Source organism: Sutcliffiella horikoshii, from assembly GCF_008180725.1.
In the GTDB taxonomy this organism is placed as follows: domain Bacteria; phylum Bacillota; class Bacilli; order Bacillales; family Bacillaceae_I; genus Sutcliffiella_A; species Sutcliffiella_A horikoshii_B.
Genome location: NZ_VTEV01000002.1, coordinates 592,306 through 618,979, shown reverse-complemented (window position 1 = coordinate 618,979; position 26,674 = coordinate 592,306). Strand labels below are relative to the sequence as shown.

Genomic DNA, 26,674 nt, shown 5'->3' with positions numbered 1-26,674 from the left:
GGAGATGAAGACCTCCGTGACGAGGAAAAAAGAGTAGAGAGGTCCTCATAGAGTTGATGAAGACCTGGGTGACGTGGAAAAAAGAGTAGAGAGGTCCACATAGGGGTGATGAAGACCTCCGTGACGAGGAAAAAGGAGTAGAGAGGTCCTCATAGAGGTGATGAACTGCCCCCCGTCAAGTAGACACTCGAAATAATAAAACAAGACTAAGCTGTCTTAGCCCTGTATTCTAAAGGGCTAAGGCCGTTTAATCGTTTTTGATAACGGTCATGATTATAAAAATGAATGTACTCATCAATCGCCTCTTTAAGGTCCTCAAACGTTTCATATTTCTCTAAATAATACTTCTCGCATTTCAATGTCCCCCAAAAAGACTCTATTGGTCCATTATCAATACATCGTCCCACTCGGGACATACTATGAGTCATCTTTGCTTTATCAATTTTTCTTTTGAATTCAAGGTGGGTATATTGAAACCCTCGATCACTATGTAAAAGCGGTTGTTCACCATTCAACATGGCAGTTGCTTGATCCAAGGTTTTAAACACTAGCTGATTGTTATTTTTAAGTCCTAAAACGTAACTAATAATAGCCCCATCAAATAAATCCCGAATCGCACTCAAATAAGCCTTTGTGGCCTTACCGAACTTAAACTCTGTAACGTCCGTCACCCACTTTTCATTTGGCTTTTCCGCTTGGAATTCTCGGTTTAGCAAGTTTTGGGTAATATGATTAGGGATCGCTTTTTTGTAACGGCTCTTTTTTCTTCGAATAATGCTTTGAATGCCTAAAACACGCATTAATCTATAGATTCGTTTATGGTTATAAGATGTTCCTAATCTTCGATTTAAAGTAATGGTCACTCTCCGATAGCCATAAATCCCCTTCACTTTTTCGAATAAAGTAGTAATCTCTTTTATTAATTTTTCACTTTCCCGTTCACGTTTTGAAGGCTCGCGTTTCAACCATTTGTAATAGGCAGACCGGGAAATCTCCGCAATGTCACAGAGCATCACGATAGAAAACCCTTCTTCTTGTTCAAGTTCGTGAATAGCTAAATACTTCTCCTCATGGCGTATCTGACTTATTTTTGCCTCCTTTCGATCTCCTCCAGCTTTTTTAGAAATGCGTTCTCAGCTCGCAATCGTTCATTTTCCCTTTCCAGCCTCTGCATCTCACGTTTTATCTTCTGTTCAGGAGAAAGTTCCACTTCTTCCTTTTTCCTCCCACGTTTATCCTGGAGGGCTTCTTCGCCACCATTCTCATACTTTTTCACCCATTGATATACTTGTTGGTAAGAGACCTTGAAATCCATTTTTGGAGGACAGATTTACTTGATATTTCATACTTCCTAACAAGTTCTTTTTGAGAGTACCCCCCGTTAAGGTATTCACGGACTACCCTCAGCTTATATTCCTTCGTATACTCCTTCGAGGTAGGGTATAAACCTTTCTCCCCCAGACTCTCATACCTATCTATCCAATTATATATAGTGGAGGGACTAACATTATTTATATGGGCTAAATCTGTAATAGTGTGCGTTCGTTTTTCCCAAGCCTTTATGACATTGATCTTGACAGAGAAAGAACTGGCATTTTTTTACATAATAAATACTCCCCTTAGCGGAAACAGATTTTTGTTTTTTTATCTGTCTACTTAAAAGGGAGCATATCAGTATGAAGACTTCTCTGGCTCAAAATTCGTGCTAGACAGGTCTTCATACAGGGTATGAAGACTTCTCTGGCTCAAAATTCGTGCTAGGCAGGTCTTCATACAGGGTATGAAGACTTCTCTGGCTCAAAATTCGTGCTAGACAGGTCTTCATACAGCTTATGAAGACTTCTCTGGCTCTTTGGAAAGGCCCTCAATATACTCTTAACTTTACCCAACCTTACAGCCTGCCTGTTAAAACCTCATCCGCTCCTGCATTTCCTCTTTCGTGTAGATGACGCGCATTGGGTTTCCGCCAACGAAGGCACCTTCTGGGACGTCTTTATGTACAAGGGTGCCGGCGGAGACGATGGCCCCGTCTCCGATGATGACACCGGGAAGGATCGTCGTGTTGGCACCAATCATAACTTCGCTTCCTATTTCGACATCGCCGAGACGGTATTCCTTGACCAGATATTCGTGGGCAAGGATGGTGGTGTTATAGCCAATGACGGTGTTCCGGCCGACGCTTATTTTTTCCGGGAACATGACATCAAGCATGACCATTAAGGCAAAGGAGGTTTGCTCGCCTACCTTCATGCGTAAAAATGTGCGGTAGAGCCAGTTTTTCATTCCTAAAAAGGGCGTGTATCTGGCAATCTGAATGACAGCAAAGTTTTTCACGACTTTTATAAAAGGAACGGTTTTGTAAACATGCCATAGGGAATTCGCGCCCTCCACCGGGTAGCGGGTCGTCCTTCTACTCACCCTCGGTCACTCCTACAAGTGGCAACAAGTCTTGCATATGAGTGAGCATATAATCAGGTTCAAAGGATTGAAGGTATTCGACTCCTTTAATTGTCCAGCTTACTGCTGCCGTTTTCGTTCCGGCATTTTTTCCTGCTAAAATGTCGTGAAAGTTGTCGCCTACCATGATTGCCTCTTCAGGCGTTGAGCCAAGCTGCTGCAGGGCAAGGTGGATTGGTTCCGGATCTGGTTTGGCATTTGAGACATCATCAAGGCAGACGACCACATCAAAAAACTGGTCAAGGCCCGTCAACTTAAGTCCCATTACTACAGTCTGACGCATTTTTGTTGTCACAATTCCAAGCTTCAGGCCTTTTTCATGCAAAAGCTTTACTGTTTCCAATACCCCTTCAAACTCTGTTACATACTCGTCATGTTTGGTCATATTGAAGTCGCGATAATGGGCAATCATTTCGTCCACTTTTGACTCATCCATTTTTACGAATGTATCGTATAGAGGAGGGCCGAGGAAAGTAAGGACATCATCGCGGCCATACTGATCTGGATAATAATGATTTAATGTGTGAAGGAACGACTCAATAATAAGGTCGTTTGTATCTATTAGTGTTCCATCTAGATCAAAAAGCACGGTGTTAATGGTCATAAGAGGCTTCCTTTCTTTTTGCAAGTTCTAGCCGTTTCCAAATGAAAGCCACGGCAATCGTGAGGAGAATGGCTGTTGTAATTCGAATCGCTAGTAGCGGCCATACAGGGATGCCAAGCGGAATGAATATAAGCGTATCCTCCACCACCGCATGACAGGCAACGAGAAAAATAAACGCAAGTGTCAAATCCTTCTTACTTACATTATCCTCTTTAACCGCCTGAATCATAACTCCTGCTCCATAGGCAAGGCCAATTACTAGACCGGCCGCCATGGTAGTTGACGTATTCTCTTTCATCCCAAGCACACGGGTAAACGGCCCCATCCACTTAGAGAACACAGCCAACCAACCAAGCTCCTTCATATATTGCACAAGAACCATAAGCGGAATGACGATAATTGCAAGCTGCAGGATACCCATCAGACCACGTTGTGTGGCATCAAGGATAATAGGGAAAAAGCCTGTTACAGCCTCTTCAGATTTTGCGACCATGCCATACTGAGCAAGTTCGCCTCCACCTTTCCAAACCAAATTGATGATAATGCCCGCAGAAAAAGCTAGGCCGAGTCGGACAGCTAAAATCACCCATATTTTCAACCCTACTTTTGCCGCTACGGTGGACTCTACTAAAAGATTATGGGAAAACGAGAGCATCACAGCCAAAATAAAGACTTCTTTTACGGTAAGGTCCAAGGTAAGGATGGCACCGATTCCAGCATACAGGTTAAGAAAATTCCCGATGACAAGCGGGATGGCTGCTTCACCTGACAGGCCGAAAATCCCCATAATCGGCGCGATTGCTTTTATAAGATATTGCAGGACCGGTGTATGCTGAAGAATGCCGACAAGGAGTGTGACTGGAAAAATAACTTTCCCCAGTGTCCACGTCGTCCCCAGCCCCACCTTCAGCCCGCGTTTAAATGTTTGCATCATGAAGCTCCTCCCCCTTTGAAGTAGCCGCTCCATTTTTTTCTGTTGGAGGCTTTGCTTATTTGGTCGCTTCAGGTGTATTTTTCTTTGAGTCCATGTAACGTTCTTTATTTTCTGGATCTAAGTAACGTCTGTTAGCCATTCCAAGCACACGACGCACAATGATAAGTGCGATGGCAAGGACGACCAGTCCAATGGAAATAACTTGTGCTACTCTTAAAGACTCCGTCAGCATCAAGCTGTCTGTACGCATTCCTTCAATAAAGAAGCGTCCGATCGAATACCAAATCACATAACTTAAGAAGAGTTCCCCACGTCTTAGATTCACTTTTCTCAGTAAAAGAAGCAATCCGAAACCAAACAAATTCCAAATAGATTCATAAAGGAAAGTTGGGTGGTAGTACGTCCCGTTAATGTACATTTGGTCGATGATGAAATCCGGTAGGTAAAGCCCCTCCAAGAATTCTCTTGTCACTTCCCCACCATGGGCTTCCTGGTTCATGAAGTTCCCCCAACGGCCAATTGCCTGACCGAGGATGATACTTGGTGCACCAATATCGGCAATCTTCCAGAACGAAATCCCCCGAATTCTTGCAAAAATAACCCCAGTGGTGATGGCTCCAATCAGACCGCCGTGAATCGCAAGTCCACCTTCCCAGATCTTCAAAATATCGCCAGGGTTTTGAGAATAATGATCCCACTGAAACGCAACATAATATAGTCTTGCACAAAGAATAGCAATCGGAATGGCAAACAAAACAAGGTCGACGAATACATCTTTATTAAGTCCACGTCTTTCAGATTCCCTTGTGGCAATCCATAATCCAAGCAGTGCTCCTGTACCAATAATGGCTCCATACCAGTAAACCGTAATCGGCCAACTGATCATGACCGGATTTAACGGCTCAATGTTTCCTAACAACATGTTCCCCACACTCCATTATTTTTTAAATGTCTTCATGCTCATTTTCATTATTAATAACACCTGACAAACGGTTGGAGAATTGTTCGGCAGCATTCATGCCCATTCTCTTCAAGCGGAAATTCATCGCTGCTACTTCAATGATTACAGCCAAGTTTCGTCCAGGACGAACAGGTACCGTTAAGCGAGTCACTTCAGAATCAATGATCTTCATTTTTTCTTCATCCAACCCAACACGGTCGTACTGCTTGTTTTTATCCCATAGCTCAAGATTAATGACAAGCGTAATGCGTTTGTAGCTGCGCACCGCTCCCGCTCCGAAAAGGGTCATCACGTTGATGATACCAAGACCCCTGATTTCAAGCAGATGTTCAATCAGTTCCGGTGAATTACCAATAAGTGTATCCGTATCTTCCTGTCTGATTTCGACGCAATCATCAGCCACCAATCGATGCCCTCTTTTTACAAGCTCAAGTGCCGTTTCACTTTTACCAACACCACTTTTCCCGGTGATAAGCACGCCGACTCCGTAAATGTCGACAAGGACGCCGTGTACTGCGGTTGTCGGTGCAAGCTTCCCTTCTAAATAATTCGTCAGATGGGAAGACAGCCTTGTCGTTTTCATCGGTGAGCGCATAAGTGGCACACTTTCGTACTCTGCCGCTTCCACGAGTTCAGGCGGAACTTCCATGTCTCTTGACACAATGATGCCCGGAGTGATGTCTGTGCAGAGCTGACTCATACGCTCTCTTTTTTCCTTCGGTGTAAGCCTTTCAAAAAAAGACAGCTCCGTTTTTCCGAGCAACTGAATTCTCTCTGCCGGATAGTAGGTAAAATAACCGGCCATCTCTATACCAGGTCGGGAAATATCGCTTGTTGCAATCGGACGATTCACGCCCTCTTCCCCACCAATCAATTCAAAATTAAACTTCTCAATTAGATCCTTTGTCCGAACCTTTGGCACAGCCAAAACCTCCTTCAGTATGGAAACACCCTGATGTGTATGTAAAAATGAGTGTTACGCTTCCTATGTAAATCAACCTTTTCTCATTTTAGCACTATTTGACTTTTTTATTAAGTGGGAGCTTTGGAGGAGGGGATTTATATGAGGATTTGGAATCTCTGAGCTGGTGATTGGAGCAAAAGGCGTAGACTCCAGCGGGAAAGTAGCGACAATGTTGAGACCCCGCAGGCTTGCCGAGGAGGCTCAAGGTCGCCCCCGCGGAAAGCGAAGCCGTTTGCGGAAAACAACAGCGGTTTCATACAGAGAAAAAACGCGAACCCTGAATCTTTCAGGTTCGCGTTTCATGTTAATTCTTTTTCTGCAATGGCTCGACAATCGCCTTCTGGATTAACAGATTTAAAATCGAAATGACTATCGCTGCTAAAATGGCTGTACCGAAACCATCAATATTGAATGCATCCCCCATCAAGAAAGCAGTCAACATAAGCGTAATCGCATTAATCACAAACAAGAACAACCCCAAACTAAGCAGCGTAACAGGCAAAGTCAAAATGACCAGGATTGGTTTTACAATGGTATTCAACACTGCCAAAATCAAACTTGCAATGATTGCTGCACCGACACCGCTCAGTTGGAACGAGTCAAAATAGCCCGCAACCACAATCAATATCAATGCATTAACGAGAATACTGATAGCCCACCTCATCAGTGTATCTCTGACTCTTCATTAGGAAGTAGAAAAGTTAAAACAAAGTACGTGACAATCAGGGGCATTATTCCTGTTGGGAACAACAGAATGACAAAAATAACACGCAATAGATTGGAATCTACCCCTAGATATTTCCCTAGACCTCCAAGCACACCCGCAAGCTTGCGGTCGTTTTTGGAACGAATAAGACGTTTCATATTACTTCACCTCATATGGTTTGATTAAAATAGAGCCTGTTGTCGTTTCCGCAAGAATGTATGTGAGCGGAGCATCTTCCTTTTTCGCCTTAAAATGAAGCGCCTTTTGCACCACTTCATTTTTCTCCTCCACAACATCCATTCCTGGAACCTCACAAGTAAAGCTTCCAAGATTCGTTTTCAATTCAGCTTCCAACGCATTTTCAATTGGAATGAACAGATCCACGCTACCCGTTTTGGTTTTCGCCATAATGGAACGGACGGAAGATCCAGTCAACTCTCCAACCACATTCCCATTAAAGCTTTGCACATCGAGCTTTTCAATATCTCCGCGAACCTTCAACATGCCGTTAATCGTTTCCGCTTCGATTTCTTTCGCGTCGCAATCTGTCAATTTAATATGACCGTTTGCCGTTTCCGCTTCAATGTAATCGCTTCTTAAGTTCTCCCATGTTAACGAGCCATTTGCCGATTTCATTTTCATCGACTTTACCTGTAAACCTTCCCCTGATATCGGCCCATTAAACATGCGAATATTCAAGCTATCATATTTCTCTTCTGGTACATAAACCGTTGCATTCACTTTTATATGCTTCTTCTGTACAGAAAAACGCAGTTTCCCAGCTTCTATGGAAAATAGTACTTCACTCAGGAAAGCTTTCCGCGCATCATCTTGTGAGTTCTCCTCATAAACCTTTGCCTCACACTCTATCTTCACATCGTTCTCTTTCCAAGGAACCACCTTAACCGCGCCATTCGCCACATCAAGGTCGATATGCTGCAAATGCACATCCGATTGTTGGAAAATATGTTGGATTGAGATAGAAGGACCAAAGTTAAAATCCAAGTCCAAATCTTTAATCTTCTGCAACGCACTTCCAACAAAATCTAAGATATTATTTTTAAAAGAGGACGCCTGCTTGCTGTAAGAATCAAATTTTGATTTATCAAAAGAGCTGGAGCCACCTGACGAAGAGCCTGCTGATTCATTTTTTGAATTAGAATTAGAGAAAACCTTGGTAGATAGGGCCTTAAAAATATTATCCTCCGCTTCCTGAGACCCTTTTGCATCCTTCGCAAGCTCAGAAACAATTTCATCCTGTCGCAAACTCTTCTCTTCACTATTCTTCTCCAAACTCTCCAATAAAATAATCGCCTCTTCCGCTGTCAGCTTCCCTTCCTCCACCAACTTCAAAATACGCTTACGCTCTTCCATACATAACATCCTCCTCTTATATAAACTCCATTAAACATTCCTAAAAACATCTACAGTATTTCTACGACTGATTAAACTAAAAGTTTCACTTTCTGCTTCTACTCTTAGTTTGGCATAAAATTTGCGAAAAGGGGTCAGACCCCGGCAGGATTTTTTATACCCATGTCGTACGCCTCAAGTCTTATTAGTTTGTTGCATATAATAAATCAATTTGTATTCTTTGAGTCTCCTTCACTCAAGGTGGTATAATGGTTCTAGTTTCTGGGTATAGATTGTGTGGAAGGAGTGAAATGGATATGGATTTTATTATGGATCATTTGTTGACAATCATTATTGTTCTGGTCATTTTATTTGTGGTGATCCCTTTCTTGAAAAGCATTTTATCTAAACTTGTTATGATTGGGCTGATACTTGCCGGCTTGATTTTCTTTGGTGTACTGGGTCCTGATTTCACTGAGTCTTCCTCTAATTATGTGGAGAATACCATTCGTCCAGTCGTGACGAACGAAATAGATAAAGCAAATTTTCACTATGATGAAGTGTCAAAAGAGTACAAGATTCAAAGTGCCTCATTTCATCTTAAAGGAAAACTAAACGAAAATACTGGCGAAATTCGTTTCAAAGACAAAACCTATGAGATGGATGTTCGATTCTTACAAGATATTATTGAAAAGAAAGTTCAAGAACAAGAGACAAACCAGTAGAAATATAAAAAAGGAGGATGGTTGCCTAATTGGCTTAACCTTCCTCCTTTTTCATCTAATTCTCAAAGTCACCCTTTACTAACCGCTTCGACTTGTTTTACTTTCTGATCCATTCGATCACGGTCACGTAGTAAAACCGGTCGGAGGTATTGCCCAGTATAAGAAGCTTCGACCTCAATGACCTCTTCTGGTGTACCGGTGGCAATAATACTGCCTCCTTTGTCTCCACCTTCAGGACCAAGGTCGACCATGTAATCCACCGCTTTGATAACATCTAAATTATGCTCAATTACGAGAACGGTATCCCCATTCTCTACTAGTCGTTGTAGCACCTTCAACAGTCTCGAGATATCATCCACATGTAAGCCTGTCGTCGGTTCATCCAAGATATATAGAGAGCGACCTGTAGATCTACGGTGCAACTCTGATGCAAGTTTGACACGTTGCGCTTCCCCACCAGATAGAGTGGTTGCCGGTTGACCGAGTGTAATATAACCTAAGCCAACATCGTAAATAGTCTGCAGCTTCCTCTTAATTTTCGGTATGTTTTCAAAGAAACTCACTGCATCCTCAACGGTCATTTTCAAAATATCATCTATATTTTTCCCTTTATACTGCACTTCAAGCGTTTCACGATTATAACGTTTACCATGACACACTTCACACGGCACATACACATCAGGAAGAAAATGCATTTCAATCTTGATAATTCCATCCCCACGACATGCCTCACAGCGGCCACCCTTCACATTGAAAGAGAAACGACCTTTCTTATATCCTCGCACTTTCGCTTCATTGGTAGAAGCAAATACATCACGGATATCATCAAATACCCCTGTGTAGGTCGCTGGGTTAGAACGTGGCGTTCTTCCAATTGGAGACTGATCGATATCAATTACTTTATCAAGGTGGTCAATTCCCCGGATCTCTTTATGTTGGCCAGGTTTGGTTTTCGCATTATGCAAACGCTGCGCAAGAGCCTTATGCAAAATTTCATTGATCAGCGTACTTTTCCCTGATCCTGACACCCCTGTTACTGCCACAAAACACCCAAGCGGAATTTTCACATCTACATTACTCAAGTTGTTTTCGTTCGCACCGATTATTTCAATGAAGCGGTCCTTGACGACTTTTCTTTCTGTCGGAAGTGGAATGAACTTCTTGCCTGACAGATATTGACCGGTCAAAGAGCTTTCGTCGTTCATTACTTCCTCAGGTGTACCAGCTGAAATTACCTGACCTCCATGAACACCTGCCCCTGGTCCGATATCAAGCAAATAATCCGCTGCCATCATGGTGTCTTCATCATGCTCGACTACAATTAACGTATTACCTATATCACGCATGTTCTTAAGCGTTTGAATCAATCGGTCATTGTCTCGCTGATGAAGTCCGATAGACGGCTCATCCAGGATATAAAGAACTCCGGTAAGTCTTGAACCAATTTGGGTTGCCAGACGAATCCGTTGTGCTTCTCCACCAGAAAGCGTTCCGGCAGCACGACTCATCGTCAAATAATCCAGCCCGACATTATTCAAGAAGCCGAGGCGTTCCTCGATTTCACGCAAAATCATATTGGCAATCTTTCTTTCCTTTTCCGTCAGCTCAAGGCTCTCAAAGAAATCCAGAGCTTCGACTATAGAAAAGTTCGTCACATTTCCGATATGCCTATTGTTGATAAGTACGGATAAACTTTCTAACTTCAAACGGTTCCCTTTACAAGTAGGACATGGTTGCTGAGCCATATACTTTTCCATCTGTTCACGGATGTAGTCGGAACTCGTCTCCTTATAGCGTCTTTCCACATTGGGGATAACTCCCTCAAAGATGATATAGTTTTCCCTCACTTGGCCAAAGTCATTTTCGTAGCGGAAGTAAATTTCTTCCTTACCACTACCATAAAGAATTTTATCCAAAAGATTCTTGGGGATATCCTTTACTGGTACCTCCATGTCAATGCCGTAGTGATTGCAAACAGCTTGCAGCATTTGTGGATAATATTGTGAACTTGTTGGCTCCCAAGGTGCAAGTGCATGCTCTTTGAGGCTGAGGTTCTTATTAGGCAACACCAAATCAATGTCCACTTCAAGCTTTGTGCCTAAACCATCACATTTCTGGCATGCTCCATAAGGGCTGTTAAAGGAAAACATTCTTGGTTCTAATTCACCAATAGAGAATCCACATTGTGGACAAGCGTGATGCTCGCTGAAGAGCAGTTCCTCTTCCCCAATTACATCCACAATCACCTTTCCTTCCCCAAGCCTGATAGCCGATTCTAATGAATCTGACAGACGGGTTTCTACGCCTTCTTTTACAACGATACGGTCTATTACTACTTCAATGGAATGCTTTTTGTTCTTTTCCAACTCAATATCGTCGGATATTTCCATCATTTCACCGTTCACCCGCACCCGCACATAACCTTGCTTTTTTATATCCTCAAGTGTTTTCACATGCGTCCCTTTACGGCCTTGAATCACAGGCGCTAAAATTTGAAGTTTGGTCCGTTCGGGGTATTCCATGATACGGTCTACCATTTGTTCGATGGTTTGAGAAGATATCTCGATACCGTGTTTTGGACATGTCGGCCTACCTACCCTTGCAAAAAGAAGACGAAGATAATCATAGATTTCGGTTACCGTTCCCACGGTTGAACGAGGGTTACGGCTTGTCGTTTTCTGATCAATAGAGATGGCAGGGGAAAGCCCTTCAATGGCATCCACATCCGGTTTGTCCATCTGTCCAAGGAATTGGCGCGCATAGGCAGATAGGGACTCCACATAACGGCGTTGTCCTTCTGCATAGATGGTGTCAAAGGCTAGAGAGGATTTCCCCGATCCTGAAAGCCCCGTGAGCACCACTAATTTATCGCGGGGAATCGTTACATCAATGTTTTTTAGGTTATGGGCTCTGGCCCCTTTTACTACTATTTTATCCATTGCCATCCTTATGTCATCCTTCCGCTTTGAGCTCCAAGATGAGGTCACGAAGCTCGGCTGCACGTTCGAAATCGAGCGCTTTTGCCGCATCTTTCATTTCCTGCTCCATGCTTTCTATGAGCTTTTCTCTTTCTTTCTTGTTCTTCGGTCTGAGTGTTGGTACTTTGCCTTCGTAATTGCCATCTTCCTCGGCTACGAAAGTCGCTCGGATAAGTTCCGGAACCTTTTTCTTGATCGTTGTCGGCGTTATGCCATGCTCTTGGTTATAAGCCTCTTGAATTTCACGGCGACGTTTTGTTTCATTTATTGCAATATCCATGGATTTTGTTATTTTATTAGCATACATGATGACTTTACCGTTTGAGTTACGGGCCGCACGTCCGATGGTTTGAATCAAGGAGCGTTCAGAACGAAGGAAACCTTCTTTGTCTGCATCGAGAATGGTGACAAGGGAAACTTCCGGGATATCGAGACCTTCTCTCAAAAGGTTGATTCCGATCAAGACATCATGTTTACCCATTCTCAGTTCCCTAATTATCTCAATCCGCTCAAGCGTCTTGATTTCAGAATGCAGGTACGCAACTTTAATACCGAGCTCCTTCAGGTACGCGGTAAGATCCTCTGACATCTTCTTCGTCAAGGTAGTGACAAGGACCCTTTCATCCTTTTCCACTCGCTGATGAATTTCACCGATCAAGTCGTCAATTTGTCCTTTAATCGGACGAACTTCAATGATTGGATCTAGCAGTCCGGTCGGTCGGATGATCTGTTCCACCATTTTTGGTGTATGCTCTAGCTCGTATGGTCCTGGTGTTGCAGAAACATAGACAAGTTGAGCGGTTTTCTTTTCAAATTCCTCAAACCTTAAAGGACGGTTATCCTTAGCAGACGGCAGGCGGAACCCATGGTCTACCAGGACTTGCTTTCTTGCCTGGTCTCCATTAAACATCCCTCTGATTTGAGGAAGCGTAACGTGGGACTCATCAATTACCAGCAAGAAATCTTCTGGGAAGAAATCCATTAGGGTGTATGGTGTCGAGCCAGCCGGACGCAGTGTCAGGTGACGGGAGTAGTTCTCAATTCCAGAACAAAAACCCATTTCCGCCATCATTTCAAGGTCATAACGGGTCCGCTGCTCCAGTCGCTGCGCTTCTAACAGTTTGCCTGCTTCGCGAAGTTCTTCCAGTCGCTCTTCTAATTCTGCCTGAATATTGACAATGGCTTTTTTCATCTTCTCTTCGCGGGTTACGAAGTGGGAGGCCGGGAAAATGGAAACATGGTTACGATCTCCAAGAATTTCCCCTGTTAGTGCATCCACTTCTCGTATACGATCTATTTCGTCGCCGAAAAACTCCACGCGAATGCAGTGTTCGTCACGGGATGCCGGAAAAATCTCCACCACATCACCGCGAACCCGGAATGTCCCGCGCTTGAAGTCAATATCATTTCTGCTGTACTGGATGTCTACTAAGTCGCGCAGTAACACATTTCGTTCTTTTTCCATACCTGTTCTTAAGCTGACAACAAGGTCACGATATTCCTCCGGTGACCCCAAGCCATAGATACAGGACACACTGGCGATGATGATAACGTCGTTACGCTCAAAAAGGGAAGCCGTTGCCGAGTGGCGGAGCTTATCAATTTCATCATTGATGCTTGCGTCTTTTTCTATGAATGTATCAGTGGAAGGTACATACGCTTCTGGCTGATAGTAATCATAATAACTAACAAAATACTCGACTGCGTTGTTAGGGAAAAATTCCTTGAACTCACTATATAATTGCCCTGCCAACGTCTTGTTGTGGGCGATAATTAATGTCGGTTTGTTTACTGCCTGTATCACATTGGAGACAGTAAACGTCTTACCTGTACCTGTTGCGCCAAGAAGTGTCTGATGCTTTTTTCCGTTTTTGATGCCTTCTACAATCTCCGCGATCGCGGTCGGCTGATCTCCATCCGGCTTATATCCAGAAACTAACTCAAACTGTTCCATCCACAAAAAGCCTCCATTTCCGTTCATCTAACCTCTACCAATATTCTATCACAACATTGCCCTAAAAAAACAAAAATACGAACTGATATTCGTGTTTTTTATAAAAATTATCTCTTTTCTCTATACCCGTCTATGTTGCGTTTAAATAATGTTTTCTATATTCTTATCATTATCATGTATTGGGAATCGGAAACTTCATTTAGGGAGATTTATGATGAAAAAGTTTTTTGGCAGTACTAACAATAGAAAAATGTTCCGCTTAGCTTGGCTGATTATATTCATGGCGGGGTGCTCGTCCCACGATATTCCAGAAGAAACGCTAGATTTTCCTTATCTAGATGAACGTGCATTGGAACGTCCCGAGGAAGAATTGACCTACAGTGAAGTGAATGGAGCGTATGTCCATGATTTCATCAAAGCTAATAAAGACAAGTCAGTTAGGTGGACTGCAACGGTGACGCGTGTAGAAAACAATTCTACTTATGAACTGCAGGAACCGCTACTCCCGGCCATTCTTGTTACTTTTGCAGATGATTTAACCCCCCCACCTAAAGTTGGGGACGTTCTTACTTTTGAAGGAGTTCTTACAGGTTATGGAGAGACATTTGGCAAAGACCCACTTTGGGTAGTGAGACCTGCCAGACTAGTTTCCACAACAGCTGAAGAACAAGAAGCATTGTTCACCTACCAACAAGCAGCCCAACAAGCAAAAGAGGGAGCAGACCTTCCGTAATCCGGAAAAGCCGCTCCCTCTTTTTATTTGAATTTCCCTACCATTTTTCTTGCATATAAAAATCCAATCACTAAAGAAAGGACGTCCACAACAATAACAAACCATTCGTTCCCATGTCCTTTAAAAATGGAAACTAAAATGAGGGCTACCGCCAAACCTGTACCTACATACAGGTTATAGGTTACTCTTGTAAAAAGGACCACGAGCAGCGCAGGGATAATCAATGCTAAAACCAGCTTCACCAACAATCTGAAAACCTCTTTTCTATCTCATCCGAAAATCTTCTATTGTTAGTATAGCAGTTTTTTTAGCTCTGTATAAAGAGAATTCATGCACTCATTATTCCACTTCCACAGCTATCTCTGCCACGCTTCTCAATTTCTTTTGTTTATTCGCCAACTGAATTTTATTTACAAATGTAAGGAGGGACTGTCTGTCGTTATCATTTTCAATTAAAAATTCTACCAAGTATGTATATCTTCTCTTTTTTACATTTGCCTGAACTCCAAGGATATTGGCTTTAAATTCAAGCAACTGATTGGCAACCATGAATTTTAATCCTAAAAGAACATTACTGTCTTCAGGAATCTGCACCCTACTGATAAAGCGCAATTTCTCCATATTTAGCTCTTCCATGTACACTTTCGTACTGCCCGTCGTCACCTCACGGCCGTTCACTTGTAAAATGGTCATCCCACCGACTACAAAATGTCTTGTTCTGTATAGCCCTAGCCACATTAACTTATCCTTTTGATCACCCACCAAGCTGCCCCCTAATCCCGTGCTTTTTGTTATTATATCGTCCGGGGAACCAAGTTTTTTAGGGTTTCTCCTCATTTGTTGGCATTAAATTATCTAGCCAAGTGATGAAGACATTCTCAACCGCAAAAATCTCTCGAAAGTGTCTTCATTCACATCATGAAGACACTCTCAACCAAAAAACTTCCCCGGGATTGTCTTCATCACACTTATGAAGACATTTTCAACAAGAAAACTCCCTTGAAAGTGTCTTCATCCAACAAAAAAGCCCAAAACACCCTGCCTGAAAGGGTATTCTGAGCTTCATATAAATAAAAACTTAGTCCTCATCCGCCATAATATCAATCAAGCCGACTTTCGGGTTCTTATCTTGAAACCAACGTAAGGAAAAGTCATTATCAAACAATGCAACATACTGGTCGTTACGGTCTTTCACCAAAATGTTACGGGAGTCAAACAACGAAGTATCCACGTCTTGGCTTTCCAACCAACGCGGAATTTTCGAGCCAATCATGTTGTAAACGACTTCCACATTGTACTCGCCCTTCATGCGGTACTCGAATACGTCCAATTGAAGCTGACCAACCGCTCCGAGAATATAGGCTTCTGTACCGTATTGACGGAACAACTGGATGGCACCTTCCTGCACAAGCTGAGTGATACCTTTTCCGAATTGCTTCCCTTTCATGACGTTTTTCGCTTCTACTTTTACGAAAAGCTCAGGAGCAAACGTCGGGATCTCGTCGAATTCGACTTTTTGATTGCCGCCGCTGAACAGAGAGTCGCCAATCTGATACACACCCGGATCATAAATACCGATGATGTCACCAGGGTAGGCATGGTCTACCGTCTCACGGTCAGATGCCAAGAACTGTTGGGACTGAGTCAATTTAATGGATTTACCTGTTCTGCTTACCTGTACCGTCATTCCACGCTCAAACACACCGGAACAAATGCGCAAGAATGCCAAACGGTCGCGGTGAGCGGGGTTCATGTTCGCCTGGATTTTGAAAATAAAGCCCGAGAACTCTGTAGATTTCGGCTCTACTTTCCCCTCTTCTGTCTGACGCGGCTGCGGCTCGCTTGCAAGATCCAAGAACGTACGGAAAAACATTTCCACACCAAAGTTGGAGATGGCACTTCCGAAGAACACAGGAGTCTGCAAGCCATTCTTCACTTTGTTAATATCAAAGTCGTTCCCTGCTTCTTCCAACAGTTCAAAATCTTCTTTTGCTTGAATAAAAGTCGGGTGAGTAGAAATCTCCTCCACAGCATCCAGTTCCTTGAACGGAATGCGATCCTCTTCATCTTTTCCTTGATAACGAATGAACACTTCGTTGTAACGGTCGTATACACCCAAGAAGCGTTTCCCCATCCCGACAGGCCAGTTCATCGCATAAGACTCGATACCTAGTACTTCTTCAATCTCTTCTAAAAGCGCAAGCGGCTCTTTCCCTTCACGGTCCAACTTATTGATAAACGTGAAAATCGGAATACCACGCATACGACAAACCTTGAAAAGCTTGATAGTCTGTGGCTCTACCCCTTTCGTGCAGTCGATGATCATAACGGCGCTGTCCACGGCAGTTAACGTTCGATACGTATCTTCACTGAAATCTTCGTGTCCTGGGGTATCAAGAATGTTAATATGTTTATCCATATACTCAAAACTCATAACACTCGATGTTACCGAGATTCCACGTTTCTTCTCAATTTCCATCCAGTCAGATGTTGCAAATTTCCCAGACTTCTTCCCTTTTACCGTACCTGCTGAACGAATAACGTTACCGAATAAAAGAAGTTTCTCCGTCAAGGTCGTTTTCCCGGCATCAGGATGGGATATAATCGCAAAGGTTCTGCGGCGGTCTATCTCTTTATTTAAAAGTTCATTTTTCACAGTTTCCGTACCTACCTCTCAAAAATTACACAATAGTGCTATTATAACAGAAATCAGCTTGAGAAAAATATAGCAATCCAACGAAAACCTATTTCCATTATTCCTATTCTCGGTTATACTCTTTGTAAATATATGTTAGGAGTGATCATTTTGGCAAAAAGTAATGCAAAAAAGCTGCGTGACAAGCAAGTCCGAGAAGGCAAGCGCAATCCAGAAAACGGTCGCGGCACTTACGCCCTTGCAAACCTTACAACCAAAACAACCAAGACGAAAAAAGAAAAACTGAATCAGTTGTACAAAAAAGAACGACAATCTCGCTATGGTGGTGACCGGGAGAATGTCGTTCTTTATTTTTGTGTTCCATTTACGCCGCTGTTGATTTCCGCGCCAGGCTTCGCTTTCCGCGGGGCGTGTGCTTGAGCCTCCTCACTGCGCTGTGGGGTCTCAAGATACCGCTGCCTCCCGCCGGAGTCTCAGCCTTTCGCTCCAATCAACAGCTAGGTTGCTGCAATGATCAACAGAATGCTTTTACAAATCCTATCTTATATAAAAATTGCATGAAGTTTTTTCATTCAATGTTGTTTCCAGTTGATTGCGGTGGAAGGCGCGCAGACGCCCGCGGGAGGAAGGGACTGGGGAGACCCCGCAACGAAGTGAGGAGGCTCCCGGACCGCCCGCAGGCAAGCGAAGCGCCTGGAACGGAAATCAACCGCTCATCCAATCTACATCATTTCCTCTGCTGAAACGCCACCACCGCATCAAACTCCTGCTCATACAATCGGCTCAATCGGATAAACAAAGGCGTCAGTTCCTTATACACTTCCACTTCCGCTTGGTCCGGAACATACCCATTCGTCGTACCTACCATCTCATTCATCACATCAAACGAATCAATTTCACCAAGTGCATACAACCCAAGAACCGCAGCACCAAGACAAGAACTTTCCACACTTTCCGGGATACTTACTTCCTGATTGAAAATGTTAGAAAGCATCTGGCACCATACTTCTGAGCGAGCAAATCCGCCTGTTGCATGAATCTTTTCCGGAATACCGATAATCTCCTCTAATGCCAACAAGACCGTATAAAGGTTAAGATTGATTCCTTCTAATACCGCGCGCATCATGTGCTCTCTTTTATGGTGGATGCCAAGTCCATAAAAGGAACCGCGTGCGTTTCCGTTCCACAATGGTGCACGTTCACCTGTCAGATAAGGATGGAAAAGAACACCTTCCGCTCCAGGTTTCACTTGAGAAATTTTAGCTGTCATCACATCATACGGATCGACGCCAAGTGCTTTTGCCTCTTCCACTTCCGCCTGGCAAAATTCATCACGAAGCCAGCGCATAATCATGCCGCCATTGTTGACGGGTCCGCCAATAACCCAGTGGTCTTCGGTCAGTGCATAGCAAAATGTTCTTCCCTTCGGATCGGTTACCGGCTTGTCCGCGACGGTACGGATGGCGCCGCTTGTCCCAATCGTCAATGCGACCACGCCCGGCTGGACAGCGTTTACCCCAAGGTTGGAAAGCACGCCGTCATTTGCACCAATTACAAATTTCACATCAGCAGGCAGACCCAATTTCACTGACCATTCTGGTTGTAATCCTGTAATGATTTCGGTAGTTGGCACAAGACGAGACAGCTTGCTAGGTGTTACACCGGCAACTCCTAGTGCACCCGCGTCCCAATCCAATTTTTTCAGATTCAGCATTCCTGTTGCCGAAGCAATCGAATGATCCACAACGTACTCTCCAAACAACTTGTGGAACACGTACTCTTTTATGGAGATGAATTTAGATGCTTTTTCAAAAATTGCAGGGTGTTCGTTTCGCAACCAAACTAACTTAGACAAAGGAGACATCGGATGAATCGGTGTCCCTGTTCTCAGATAAATCTCATGGCCGTCCCATTCCTTTTTAATTTTCTTTGCCCACTTCTCACTTCGCTGGTCGGCCCATGTGATACTTTTGGTCAAGGGAATACCTGCTTCATCCACGGCAATCAGACTATGCATCGCCGCACTGAAGCTAACATGGGAAAGGTCTGTGGTATCGATGCCACTTTTAAGAATCGTTTCTCTGATGGAAACAGCCACCGCTTCGAGAATTTCGTCGGGATCCTGTTCAGCCGCTCCCATTTCAGGAGTGTACAAGGGATATTCCACGGCATGTTGGCTTTCTATTTTTCCTTCCTTCGTAAAAAGCACTGCCTTTGTGCTTGTTGTTCCTATATCAACGCCTAGCATGTATGTTGTCATGGCGATGTCCTCCTTGATTCAAAATCACAACGGGCCAAGGAAATAGCTCCTTGACCCTACTTTAACTTATCCTATAAATATACCAAGAATTACCGCTACTGCAAAACCTACAAGTCCGATGATGGTTTCCATGACTGTCCAAGATTTTAATGTATCTTTTACATCAAGACCGAAGTATCTGTTCACCAACCAGAATCCGGAGTCGTTTACGTGAGATAGAACCGTTGCACCGGAAGCAATGGAGATAACGATTAGACCAAGTACAGGTCCATCAAGACCCATGATACCGATTAGCGGTGTGATTAGACCTGCAGCTGTTACCATGGAAACAGTTGCGGAGCCTTGTGCTACACGGACTGCTGATGCAATCAAGAACGCAAGAACGATTGGAGGCAATGCAGAACCTGCCATCATTTCACCTAGTACATCGCCAACACCAGAGTCAATTAGTACTTGCTTGAACACCCCACCCGCACCAGTTACAAGAATGATAATACCTGCAGGTTCAAGCGCTTTAGTTGCAATGTCTTGTACATCTTGTTTTGTGTAACCGCGCTTCGTTCCAAGGAAATAGAACGTCAATAATGTTGCTATCGTTAACGCTACGAACGGGTGACCGACGAATGTTGTAATCTCTCGAACGATGTGACCTTCTTCAAAAATAACCGTTGAAAACGTATTCACTAAGATCAACACTAAAGGTACTAGAATAATAGAAGCAATCAGTCCGAAGCCTGGAAGATCCTTTTCATACACCTTATCTTCATCGATTTCCATGTATTTTGGTACAACCACATGAATTTTTTTGCCAATATATTTACCGAAAACCGGACCAGCTAGAATCATAGCCGGGATACCAGCGATAACACCAAACAGGATTACCCATCCAAGGTCTGCGCCGATTAAATCAGCTACTGCAATTGGTCCAGGTGTTGGTGGGATAAAGCTGTGCGTTACAGCAAGTCCTGCCAGCAATGGAATACCGTAGTGTAAAAGGGATTTCCCTGTTTTCTTCGCCAAGCCATACACGATTGGCACTAAAATGATGAAACCAACATCAAAGAATACGGGGATTGCTACTAAGAAACCTGTAATACCTAACGCCCACTGGGACTTTTCTTCACCGAATCTTTTCATTAAAGTTTGAGCAAGTCTTTCTGCTCCACCTGATACTTCTAGCATTTTACCGAACATCGCACCAAGTCCGACTACGACTGCCACGAAGCCGAGGGTGCCTCCCATTCCGTTTTGGACGGATGCGATTACTTCATTTAACGGCATGCCTGCTGCGATACCTACTAGTAAACTGACTAGCAGCAGGGCTACGAATGCGTGTAGTTTGGTGCGAATAACTAGGAATAGTAGGACGAATATTGCGGCTGCTGCGATTAGGATTAGCATGGATCCTGACATGTTTTGTTCCTCCTTTAGTGATCTATCATAATGAGTAAATTTGTGGTTGATTTTGCTTATGATAATACCTGAGCAAGCATTCTTGAAAGTTCGTGCCAAAATGAGGCAAGTTGATGCCAAAACACATCAAGTTCGTGCCAAAACACATCAAGTTCGTGTCAAAACGCACCGAGTTCGTGCCAAAATCACTTTTCGGCTACCATCACGCTTTGCCCAGGTAACAAAAATGCCTTTTTTTAGTTCTTCTCCACTGCGTGTCCGCCGAATTCGTTGCGAAGTGCTGCAACTACTTTCCCTGAAAAAGTGTCGGGCTCTAGGGAGCGGTAGCGCATCATAAGGGACAAGGCGATGACTGGTGCTGCGGCTTGGAGGTCGAGAGCTGTCTCTACTGTCCATTTACCCTCACCGGATGAGTGCATAACGCCTTTGATACCTTCTAATCTGGCGTCTTTGCTGAATGCATTTTCTGTGAGTTCCATCAGCCAAGATCGTACAACCGAGCCGTTGTTCCAGACTCTGGCAACTTTTTCATAGTCAAAATCGAAATCACTTTTTTCCAGGATGTCGAAGCCTTCAGCAATTGCTTGCATCATACCGTATTCGACCCCATTGTGAACCATTTTCAAGAAGTGACCGCTACCGGATTTCCCAGCATATAAGTAGCCGTTTTCTACACAAATATCTTGGAAAAGCGCCTCCACGTGTTTAAACGCTTCTTCGTTTCCACCAACCATGGTGCAAGCCCCGTTGCGAGCTCCTTCCATTCCTCCGCTTGTACCGACATCCAAGTAGTGGACACCTTTTACCGCCAGCTCTTCTGCTCGTTTTAATGTATCTTTGTAGTTGGAGTTGCCACCATCAATGATGATGTCTCCTTCTGTTACGAAACTACTAATTTCTGATAGCACATTTTCTGTAATCTCACCAGCCGGCACCATCATCCAAATCACTTTTGGAGAGTCTAGTTTGCTTAGTGCCTCCTCGATGGAGTATGCTCCGATTGCTCCTGCCTGTTCACTTTTGACAACGTTCTCATTTTCAACATCAAAAGCGACTACTTCATGATTGTTATCTATTAAATTCAACGTTAAGTTGTATCCCATTTTGCCTAAACCAATCATTGCTAGTTTCATATTAAAAGAAACTCCCTTCTCATGCACAAGTATGTATCGAAAAATATTTTTTGTATTGTTCCTATTATGAAAAAAAATTCCCCAAAATGCAAGCGTTATCAAAAAATAGTTTCTTTTTTTTTGAAACCTCTTTATGATAGATAATAGATTACTATTTCTGGAGGGTCGCACCATGAACACGCAGGAAACGCAATACTGCATGATGCGCATACGTTCCCACTATCCACAGTTTAAGGGGAAGGAGCAAGTCATCGCGGACTATATCCTCAATAATCCACAGAAAATTGTCCACAGCACCATCAACCAGGTAGCAGATGATCTCGGTGTAGCGGACTCCACCGTATTCCGTTTTTGTCAGCGGATCGGCTTTAAAGGCTACCAGGCGATGAAAATTGCACTCGCAACGGAAATTGTGGAACCAATCCAAGATATTCATGAAAATATCATGGAACACGACAGTGAAAAAACGATTGCGGAAAAAGTTTTCCGTTCCAATATAAAAACACTTGAAGATACTTTGAAAATCCTTGATGAACAGGCATTTCACGAGGTGATTGGCGCTATTTTAGGGGCTCGCAAGGTCGAGTTGTTCGGGAGTGGCGGCTCTAACGTCATTGCAATGGACGCTTACCATAAACTAATTCGGACAGGTGTTTCGGTGAACGTTCAGTCTGACACCCACATGCAGCTTATGTCAGCAAGCCAACTGACGAACGAAGACGTCGCCATCATCATTTCACATACTGGAGCATCGAAGGACATGATGCACATTCTTGAGGTGGTAAAAGCAAACGGAGTGAAGACAATCGGCATCACGAACTTTGCCAAGTCTCCTTTAAGCCAAGGTGTGGACATGGCACTCTATACGATGTCAGAGGAAACGGACTATCGCTCTGAGGCATTGGCCTCACGTATCGCCCAGCTTGCAATGATTGATGCCATTTATGTGAATGTTCTCATGGCGAAGAAGGATGAGGGGAAAGAAGCACTGCAGAAGGTTCGGGCAGCAATATCGGTAAAGCGGGTATAAATAAAGCTGGCTAGAAGTCGGGACAAACGACAAATTAGCCAGCTTTATTTTATTTCATCGGTTATTGGGGCCATGAAGACAGTTTCACAGCTTATTTCGAGGCAAAATTGTCTTCATACTCTTTATGAAGACAGTTTCAACGCTATTTTCCCAGCAGAATTGTCTTCATTCACATTATGAAGACAATCTCATACCTTTTTAAGACTCATAATTGTCTTCATTCCTACACCACCACAAAATAATAAACCACCATCGCACACAGTCCAACAGGCACCCCATGCCGTGCCCACTCTTTACTTGTAATGCCAAGCTTTCCTGCCGCTATGATATTCGGAATGTTACCAGGCACCAACATTCCCCCGCTGATCATCAGCCCAAGCAAAATCACCCGGATGACTGACGGGTCCAGTTCGGCACTTATTTCTGCAGCGGCCAGTGTCGCGTTATCTAAAATGGCGGAGGACATATTGAACCAGTACAAAACAGTAGGATCCATACCTAAAAAGTAGGCGGAGACAAATGGTTCAAATCCTGCACCAAGAAAAGTCAGTCCCATCACAAAAAAGTAAATTTTCAAACCTCGAATAAAAATTTCCTCGTAGCTTTCCTTGTCCTTCACACTCCGCTCCAGTTCGTTAGAGCCAGGTGCTTTCACCATAAAGGCAGCAAGTAAACCGAATAACAATAAAGCGAAGAAGACATCCTTGCCAATCAGCCTTAATAGGTAAAAGAAATCCCCGTTCAGCTTGCTGATTGTCACGATGGATAACGGCTCTCCAATCGGTGTCAAAGCTGCACCTAAACCTATAGAAAAACAAGCAAGAACTGTAAGCCTTATCTGCTCTCTCTTTTCGAGATCTAGCCCAACCACAATGAATACTAATAGGAGCGCTGCAATAATTGCGGTAATGACACTTGAGATTAAACCAAGAAACACAACAAGCAGAAAAATAAATAACTTAAATGGGATTCTATTTTTCAAAAAGTGAAGAATTCGGCTAAAAGGAATTTGCAACCATCTGAAAACCAGGCCTGCCATTAAGACGGCGAGTGAAATTAAGATGGGATCGGTTGCCGCGATGAAGAAAAGCTGTTCATTGTAAACTCCACTTACCATACTGGCGAGTATCCCCATGCTTAGCAGGAAAACTTCCATATTTTCTTCTATTTTCTTGACAAGTAAAGGTCCCAATAAGACGACCAGAAAAATCGAAATCAATCCGAAATCCATTTTCCACACTCCCGTTGTCTCTAGAAATTCATTAGATAACGGTTCATGTATATGCAGTTATTGGACAAACATGCCTGAGTAAAAAAGAAGAGACAGGATCCAACAAAGCTCCTGTCTCTTTGATATCATTACATATAATCTCTCATAAATAACCCAATTTCTTAAGATCCCTGTATACAATCCAAGAATACATTTTTCTTCCCTTACTATTTAGATGATTGGAATCGATAAAATAATCTTTGTTGTTTGCGAATCTTTGATCACTCATATAATTCAAAAATGGGACCTCTAAATCAAGGGACTCTAAGTACTGAAAGACCAATCTATCCATGACTTCCACAGTTAAAAATTCTTGATAAGACTGATGAACTGGCTCCATGGTTAATACTACTTGGTAGCCTTTCGCTTTACAATAATCTACAATATCTTTTAGCCGCTGGACATTTTGTTCGATGGTATTGGTTTCAACTGCTTCTTTGTATTCGTTTTCTACATCCTCATACTTTCTTTCCGAATAGTTCTTACCGTTATTTGCCCAAGGCTGATGAGCATTCCATCTAAATTCTTTCAATTTCCCCGAGAGGGCAGAGTGAAAACTCCCGCTATTTGCCCCTGGTAAGTACAAATAACTGTAATAATCAATTACATTAAACGGTTCAATATCTTTACGATCCAAAATTTTATAATAATTTCCTACGTTCTTGGTCTCAGTATTTGCGAATGTAATTTGAGAAATGGAAACGATCACTACGCCACCAGGTTTAAGATACTTGCCATATTCTTTTAACAATTTAAAGTCGTATTCAATCGTCTGAGCAGGAAGTGCTAGGTCCAGATGGGACAAACCAGTAGGCTTAAAATAATAACCGTACATGGAATGAGATGCACCCAGGTTGATGATATCAACTGGATATGGATTTTTCTTAAAAGCCAGTATTGCATGGCTAATGTTGTAATCGTAAGAATCCTTTACGAATCTATTTACTGGCATAAAAAGTAATATAACAACTGTCATGATTATTGTTAACTTGATGACTAAACGTCCCATAGCACATAGCAAATCCTTTCAAAGCATTGTTTCTTTCCCATGAAATTTGTATTAAAATCTCCCATAAATAAACCCTTCACCTGAAGCACCGAATATAAGGACTGATAGAATAATAAAAATATAGAATGCATATCTAACAAATGTCGGGCGCTGCGATAGTATTTTCCATGTTGAAACATTTTTTCTTTCAATATACTGAAATAGTTGAAAAATAATAAAGAAAAATACAAAAATCACCAAATCTAGCAGCGTAAATATTTCAAACGCTTTAACAATTCCCAATGGATTCCAGGAACTAATGGATAAGAAAAGTTTTGCATTTTCAAACGCTTGTGTGACGGAATCTGATCGATAAAAAACTCTAGAAAAGCAAACTAGCAGGAAGGTTATGGTAATTTTCACCCATTTATGGAACACGGGATTCCTATCCAAGTGAGTAAATGAAGCTGCTTTTTCACGATAATGTTTTGTATAATCCCCAAACACTCGATAAAACCCATGAATGAGACCCCAAATAACAAAAGTCCAAGCGGCTCCGTGCCAAATTCCGCTTACTAAAAAAGTAATTACAATTGCTGCATATATGTCACTTCTTTTCTTTTTCCCCTTACATAACGGGAAAAAGATATAGTCCCTTAGCCATGTAGAGAACGTTATATGCCATCTACTCCAAAAATCTGATATCGAAACAGCAAAATGCGGCTGCTTAAAGTTTTCTGTCAACTTTATCCCTAGCATTCTAGCACAACCGATGGCAATGTCACTCAATGCTGAAAAATCAGCGAACAATTGTATCGAGAATAAAATAGTACCTAGTACTATTTCTGAACCAGTCGGGTTAGGATTATCGAAAACACTAGCTACAATTGGAGCTAGTCGATCTGCAATTAATGTCTTCTTAAAAAAACCCCAGGCAATTCGTTTCATCCCATAGCTTAAATTTTCATAATTTAAACTTTGTTCCGCTTTTAATTGAGGAAGCAATTTCTTGGCACGTTCAATCGGTCCTGCAACCAGTTGTGGAAAAAAAGCAAAAAATATCGAAAAATAGCCATAATGTCTTTCCGCTTTTTGCTTTCCATGGTAGATATCCACAAGGTAACTTACTGCCTGTAACGTATAAAAGGAAATCGCTAATGGCAATACAATTTCTTGATATGGTATCGAATAATTCAAATTAAAGTAACTTGCAACAGATCGAAGCGATTCATTTACAAAATTAACATATTTAAACCAACCGAGAAAAAACAATAGCCCGGAAATTCCCACGAGCATGGCGTTTTTCTTCCGTTTTTTTGTCTTCTGTTTTTCAATAATAATTCCAGAAAAATAGGTAAAAACTGTGCTTGCAAGTAGTAACGGTATAAATTGGATACTTAAGATTGCGTAAAAAACGTAACTTGCAACTATTAAGAGAACCCATCTGAATCGATGAGGGATTAAATAATAAGTAAAAACGATAATTGCAAAAAATAAGAGAAACTCAATAGAAATAAAACCCATCCAACCACCTGTAAAAAAATAAACTTAAGAT

Annotated in this window: 23 protein-coding genes and 1 pseudogene; 4 read left to right on the top strand and 20 right to left on the bottom strand. The window is 42.7% G+C overall.

The genetic code is table 11. The features are described from left to right. Nucleotides 1–206 precede the first annotated feature (206 nt). The 9 genes and pseudogenes from FZC76_RS06805 to FZC76_RS06765 all read right to left on the bottom strand — a co-directional run bounded on the left by FZC76_RS06805 (nt 207) and on the right by FZC76_RS06765 (nt 8,000). Nucleotides 207–1,572: pseudogene (locus FZC76_RS06805) on the bottom strand (IS3 family transposase). Between the two features lie 333 nt (nt 1,573–1,905). Then, a complete protein-coding gene (locus FZC76_RS06800; RefSeq protein ID WP_148987487.1) occupies nt 1,906–2,418 on the bottom strand; it encodes an acyltransferase in 513 nt (170 codons plus the stop codon). Then, on the bottom strand, nt 2,411–3,061 hold the full coding sequence (gene ppaX, locus FZC76_RS06795; RefSeq protein ID WP_148987486.1) for a pyrophosphatase PpaX: 651 nt from the start codon (nt 3,059–3,061) through the stop codon (nt 2,411–2,413). The genes FZC76_RS06800 and ppaX overlap by 8 nt, the downstream gene beginning before the upstream one ends. Continuing rightward, nucleotides 3,051–3,995, bottom strand: a complete 945-nt coding sequence (locus FZC76_RS06790) for a nucleoside recognition domain-containing protein (RefSeq protein WP_148987485.1) — start codon at nt 3,993–3,995, stop codon at nt 3,051–3,053. Before FZC76_RS06790 ends, ppaX begins: the two co-directional genes overlap by 11 nt. A 55-nt stretch (nt 3,996–4,050) precedes the next feature. Beyond that, a complete protein-coding gene (gene lgt / locus FZC76_RS06785; RefSeq protein ID WP_148987484.1) occupies nt 4,051–4,917 on the bottom strand; it encodes a prolipoprotein diacylglyceryl transferase in 867 nt (288 codons plus the stop codon). A 22-nt stretch (nt 4,918–4,939) separates the two neighbouring features. Further along, nucleotides 4,940–5,878 carry an HPr(Ser) kinase/phosphatase gene (gene hprK, locus FZC76_RS06780; RefSeq protein ID WP_060664420.1) on the bottom strand — a complete coding sequence of 313 codons (939 nt, stop codon included), beginning with the start codon at nt 5,876–5,878 and terminating at the stop codon, nt 4,940–4,942. A gap of 346 nt (nt 5,879–6,224) precedes the next feature. Further along, nucleotides 6,225–6,587, bottom strand: coding sequence for a phage holin family protein (locus FZC76_RS06775; protein WP_187441979.1), 363 nt, complete (start codon nt 6,585–6,587; stop codon nt 6,225–6,227). Then, nucleotides 6,584–6,784, bottom strand: coding sequence for a PspC domain-containing protein (locus FZC76_RS06770; RefSeq protein WP_148987483.1), 201 nt, complete (start codon nt 6,782–6,784; stop codon nt 6,584–6,586). The genes FZC76_RS06775 and FZC76_RS06770 overlap by 4 nt, the downstream gene beginning before the upstream one ends. Before the next feature lies 1 nt (nt 6,785). Next, entirely contained in the window at nt 6,786–8,000 is a 1,215-nt protein-coding gene (locus FZC76_RS06765; RefSeq protein WP_148987482.1) for a DUF4097 family beta strand repeat-containing protein, read from the bottom strand. A 296-nt stretch (nt 8,001–8,296) separates the two neighbouring features. On the opposite strand from FZC76_RS06765, the gene FZC76_RS06760 reads away from it, so the two are divergent. Continuing rightward, the gene (locus FZC76_RS06760) at nt 8,297–8,704 is read left to right on the top strand and encodes a hypothetical protein (RefSeq protein WP_148987481.1); all 408 of its coding nucleotides are present in this window, start codon (nt 8,297–8,299) and stop codon (nt 8,702–8,704) included. Between the two features lie 68 nt (nt 8,705–8,772). On the opposite strand, the gene uvrA is transcribed toward FZC76_RS06760, so the two are convergent. Next, complete coding sequence (gene uvrA, locus FZC76_RS06755; protein WP_148987480.1) at nt 8,773–11,649, bottom strand: excinuclease ABC subunit UvrA; 2,877 nt, start codon at nt 11,647–11,649, stop codon at nt 8,773–8,775. Nucleotides 11,650–11,656: 7 nt separating this feature from the next. Continuing rightward, entirely contained in the window at nt 11,657–13,636 is a 1,980-nt protein-coding gene (gene uvrB, locus FZC76_RS06750) for an excinuclease ABC subunit UvrB (protein WP_148987479.1), read from the bottom strand. A gap of 211 nt (nt 13,637–13,847) precedes the next feature. On the opposite strand from uvrB, the gene FZC76_RS06745 reads away from it, so the two are divergent. Continuing rightward, nucleotides 13,848–14,369, top strand: a complete 522-nt coding sequence (locus FZC76_RS06745; RefSeq protein ID WP_148987478.1) for a hypothetical protein — start codon at nt 13,848–13,850, stop codon at nt 14,367–14,369. Nucleotides 14,370–14,392: 23 nt separating this feature from the next. Here the strand turns inward: FZC76_RS06745 and FZC76_RS06740 are convergent, their stop codons facing one another. The 3 genes from FZC76_RS06740 to FZC76_RS06730 all read right to left on the bottom strand — a co-directional run bounded on the left by FZC76_RS06740 (nt 14,393) and on the right by FZC76_RS06730 (nt 17,025). Next, a complete protein-coding gene (locus FZC76_RS06740; protein WP_148987518.1) occupies nt 14,393–14,611 on the bottom strand; it encodes a DUF2198 family protein in 219 nt (72 codons plus the stop codon). 97 nt (nt 14,612–14,708) lie between these two features. Further along, the gene (locus FZC76_RS06735; protein ID WP_148987477.1) at nt 14,709–15,131 is read right to left on the bottom strand and encodes a hypothetical protein; all 423 of its coding nucleotides are present in this window, start codon (nt 15,129–15,131) and stop codon (nt 14,709–14,711) included. Between the two features lie 316 nt (nt 15,132–15,447). Next, nucleotides 15,448–17,025: a peptide chain release factor 3 gene (locus FZC76_RS06730; protein ID WP_148987476.1), complete on the bottom strand. Its 1,578-nt coding sequence runs from the start codon at nt 17,023–17,025 to the stop codon at nt 15,448–15,450. A gap of 150 nt (nt 17,026–17,175) precedes the next feature. Here FZC76_RS06730 and FZC76_RS06725 point away from each other — a divergent pair, with 150 nt between their 5' ends. Further along, the gene (locus FZC76_RS06725) at nt 17,176–17,445 is read left to right on the top strand and encodes a hypothetical protein (protein WP_262372460.1); all 270 of its coding nucleotides are present in this window, start codon (nt 17,176–17,178) and stop codon (nt 17,443–17,445) included. A gap of 307 nt (nt 17,446–17,752) precedes the next feature. Here the strand turns inward: FZC76_RS06725 and gntK are convergent, their stop codons facing one another. The 3 genes from gntK to gnd form a co-directional block, all read right to left on the bottom strand. After that, entirely contained in the window at nt 17,753–19,291 is a 1,539-nt protein-coding gene (gntK, locus tag FZC76_RS06720) for a gluconokinase (protein ID WP_187441978.1), read from the bottom strand. Nucleotides 19,292–19,351: 60 nt separating this feature from the next. Further along, nucleotides 19,352–20,698, bottom strand: coding sequence for a GntP family permease (locus FZC76_RS06715; RefSeq protein WP_148987474.1), 1,347 nt, complete (start codon nt 20,696–20,698; stop codon nt 19,352–19,354). Nucleotides 20,699–20,934: 236 nt separating this feature from the next. Continuing rightward, the gene (gene gnd / locus FZC76_RS06710) at nt 20,935–21,831 is read right to left on the bottom strand and encodes a phosphogluconate dehydrogenase (NAD(+)-dependent, decarboxylating) (protein WP_148987473.1); all 897 of its coding nucleotides are present in this window, start codon (nt 21,829–21,831) and stop codon (nt 20,935–20,937) included. A 172-nt stretch (nt 21,832–22,003) separates the two neighbouring features. Here gnd and FZC76_RS06705 point away from each other — a divergent pair, with 172 nt between their 5' ends. Then, nucleotides 22,004–22,861, top strand: a complete 858-nt coding sequence (locus FZC76_RS06705; protein WP_148987472.1) for a MurR/RpiR family transcriptional regulator — start codon at nt 22,004–22,006, stop codon at nt 22,859–22,861. Nucleotides 22,862–23,084: 223 nt separating this feature from the next. Here the strand turns inward: FZC76_RS06705 and FZC76_RS06700 are convergent, their stop codons facing one another. The 3 genes from FZC76_RS06700 to FZC76_RS06690 form a co-directional block, all read right to left on the bottom strand. Further along, a complete protein-coding gene (locus FZC76_RS06700) occupies nt 23,085–24,092 on the bottom strand; it encodes a DUF1646 family protein (protein ID WP_148987471.1) in 1,008 nt (335 codons plus the stop codon). 142 nt (nt 24,093–24,234) lie between these two features. Beyond that, nucleotides 24,235–25,140 (bottom strand): hypothetical protein, encoded by a 906-nt coding sequence (locus FZC76_RS06695; protein WP_148987470.1) that lies wholly within the window; start codon nt 25,138–25,140, stop codon nt 24,235–24,237. A 51-nt stretch (nt 25,141–25,191) separates the two neighbouring features. After that, nucleotides 25,192–26,643, bottom strand: a complete 1,452-nt coding sequence (locus FZC76_RS06690; protein ID WP_148987469.1) for an MBOAT family O-acyltransferase — start codon at nt 26,641–26,643, stop codon at nt 25,192–25,194. Between the last annotated feature and the right edge of the window lie 31 nt (nt 26,644–26,674).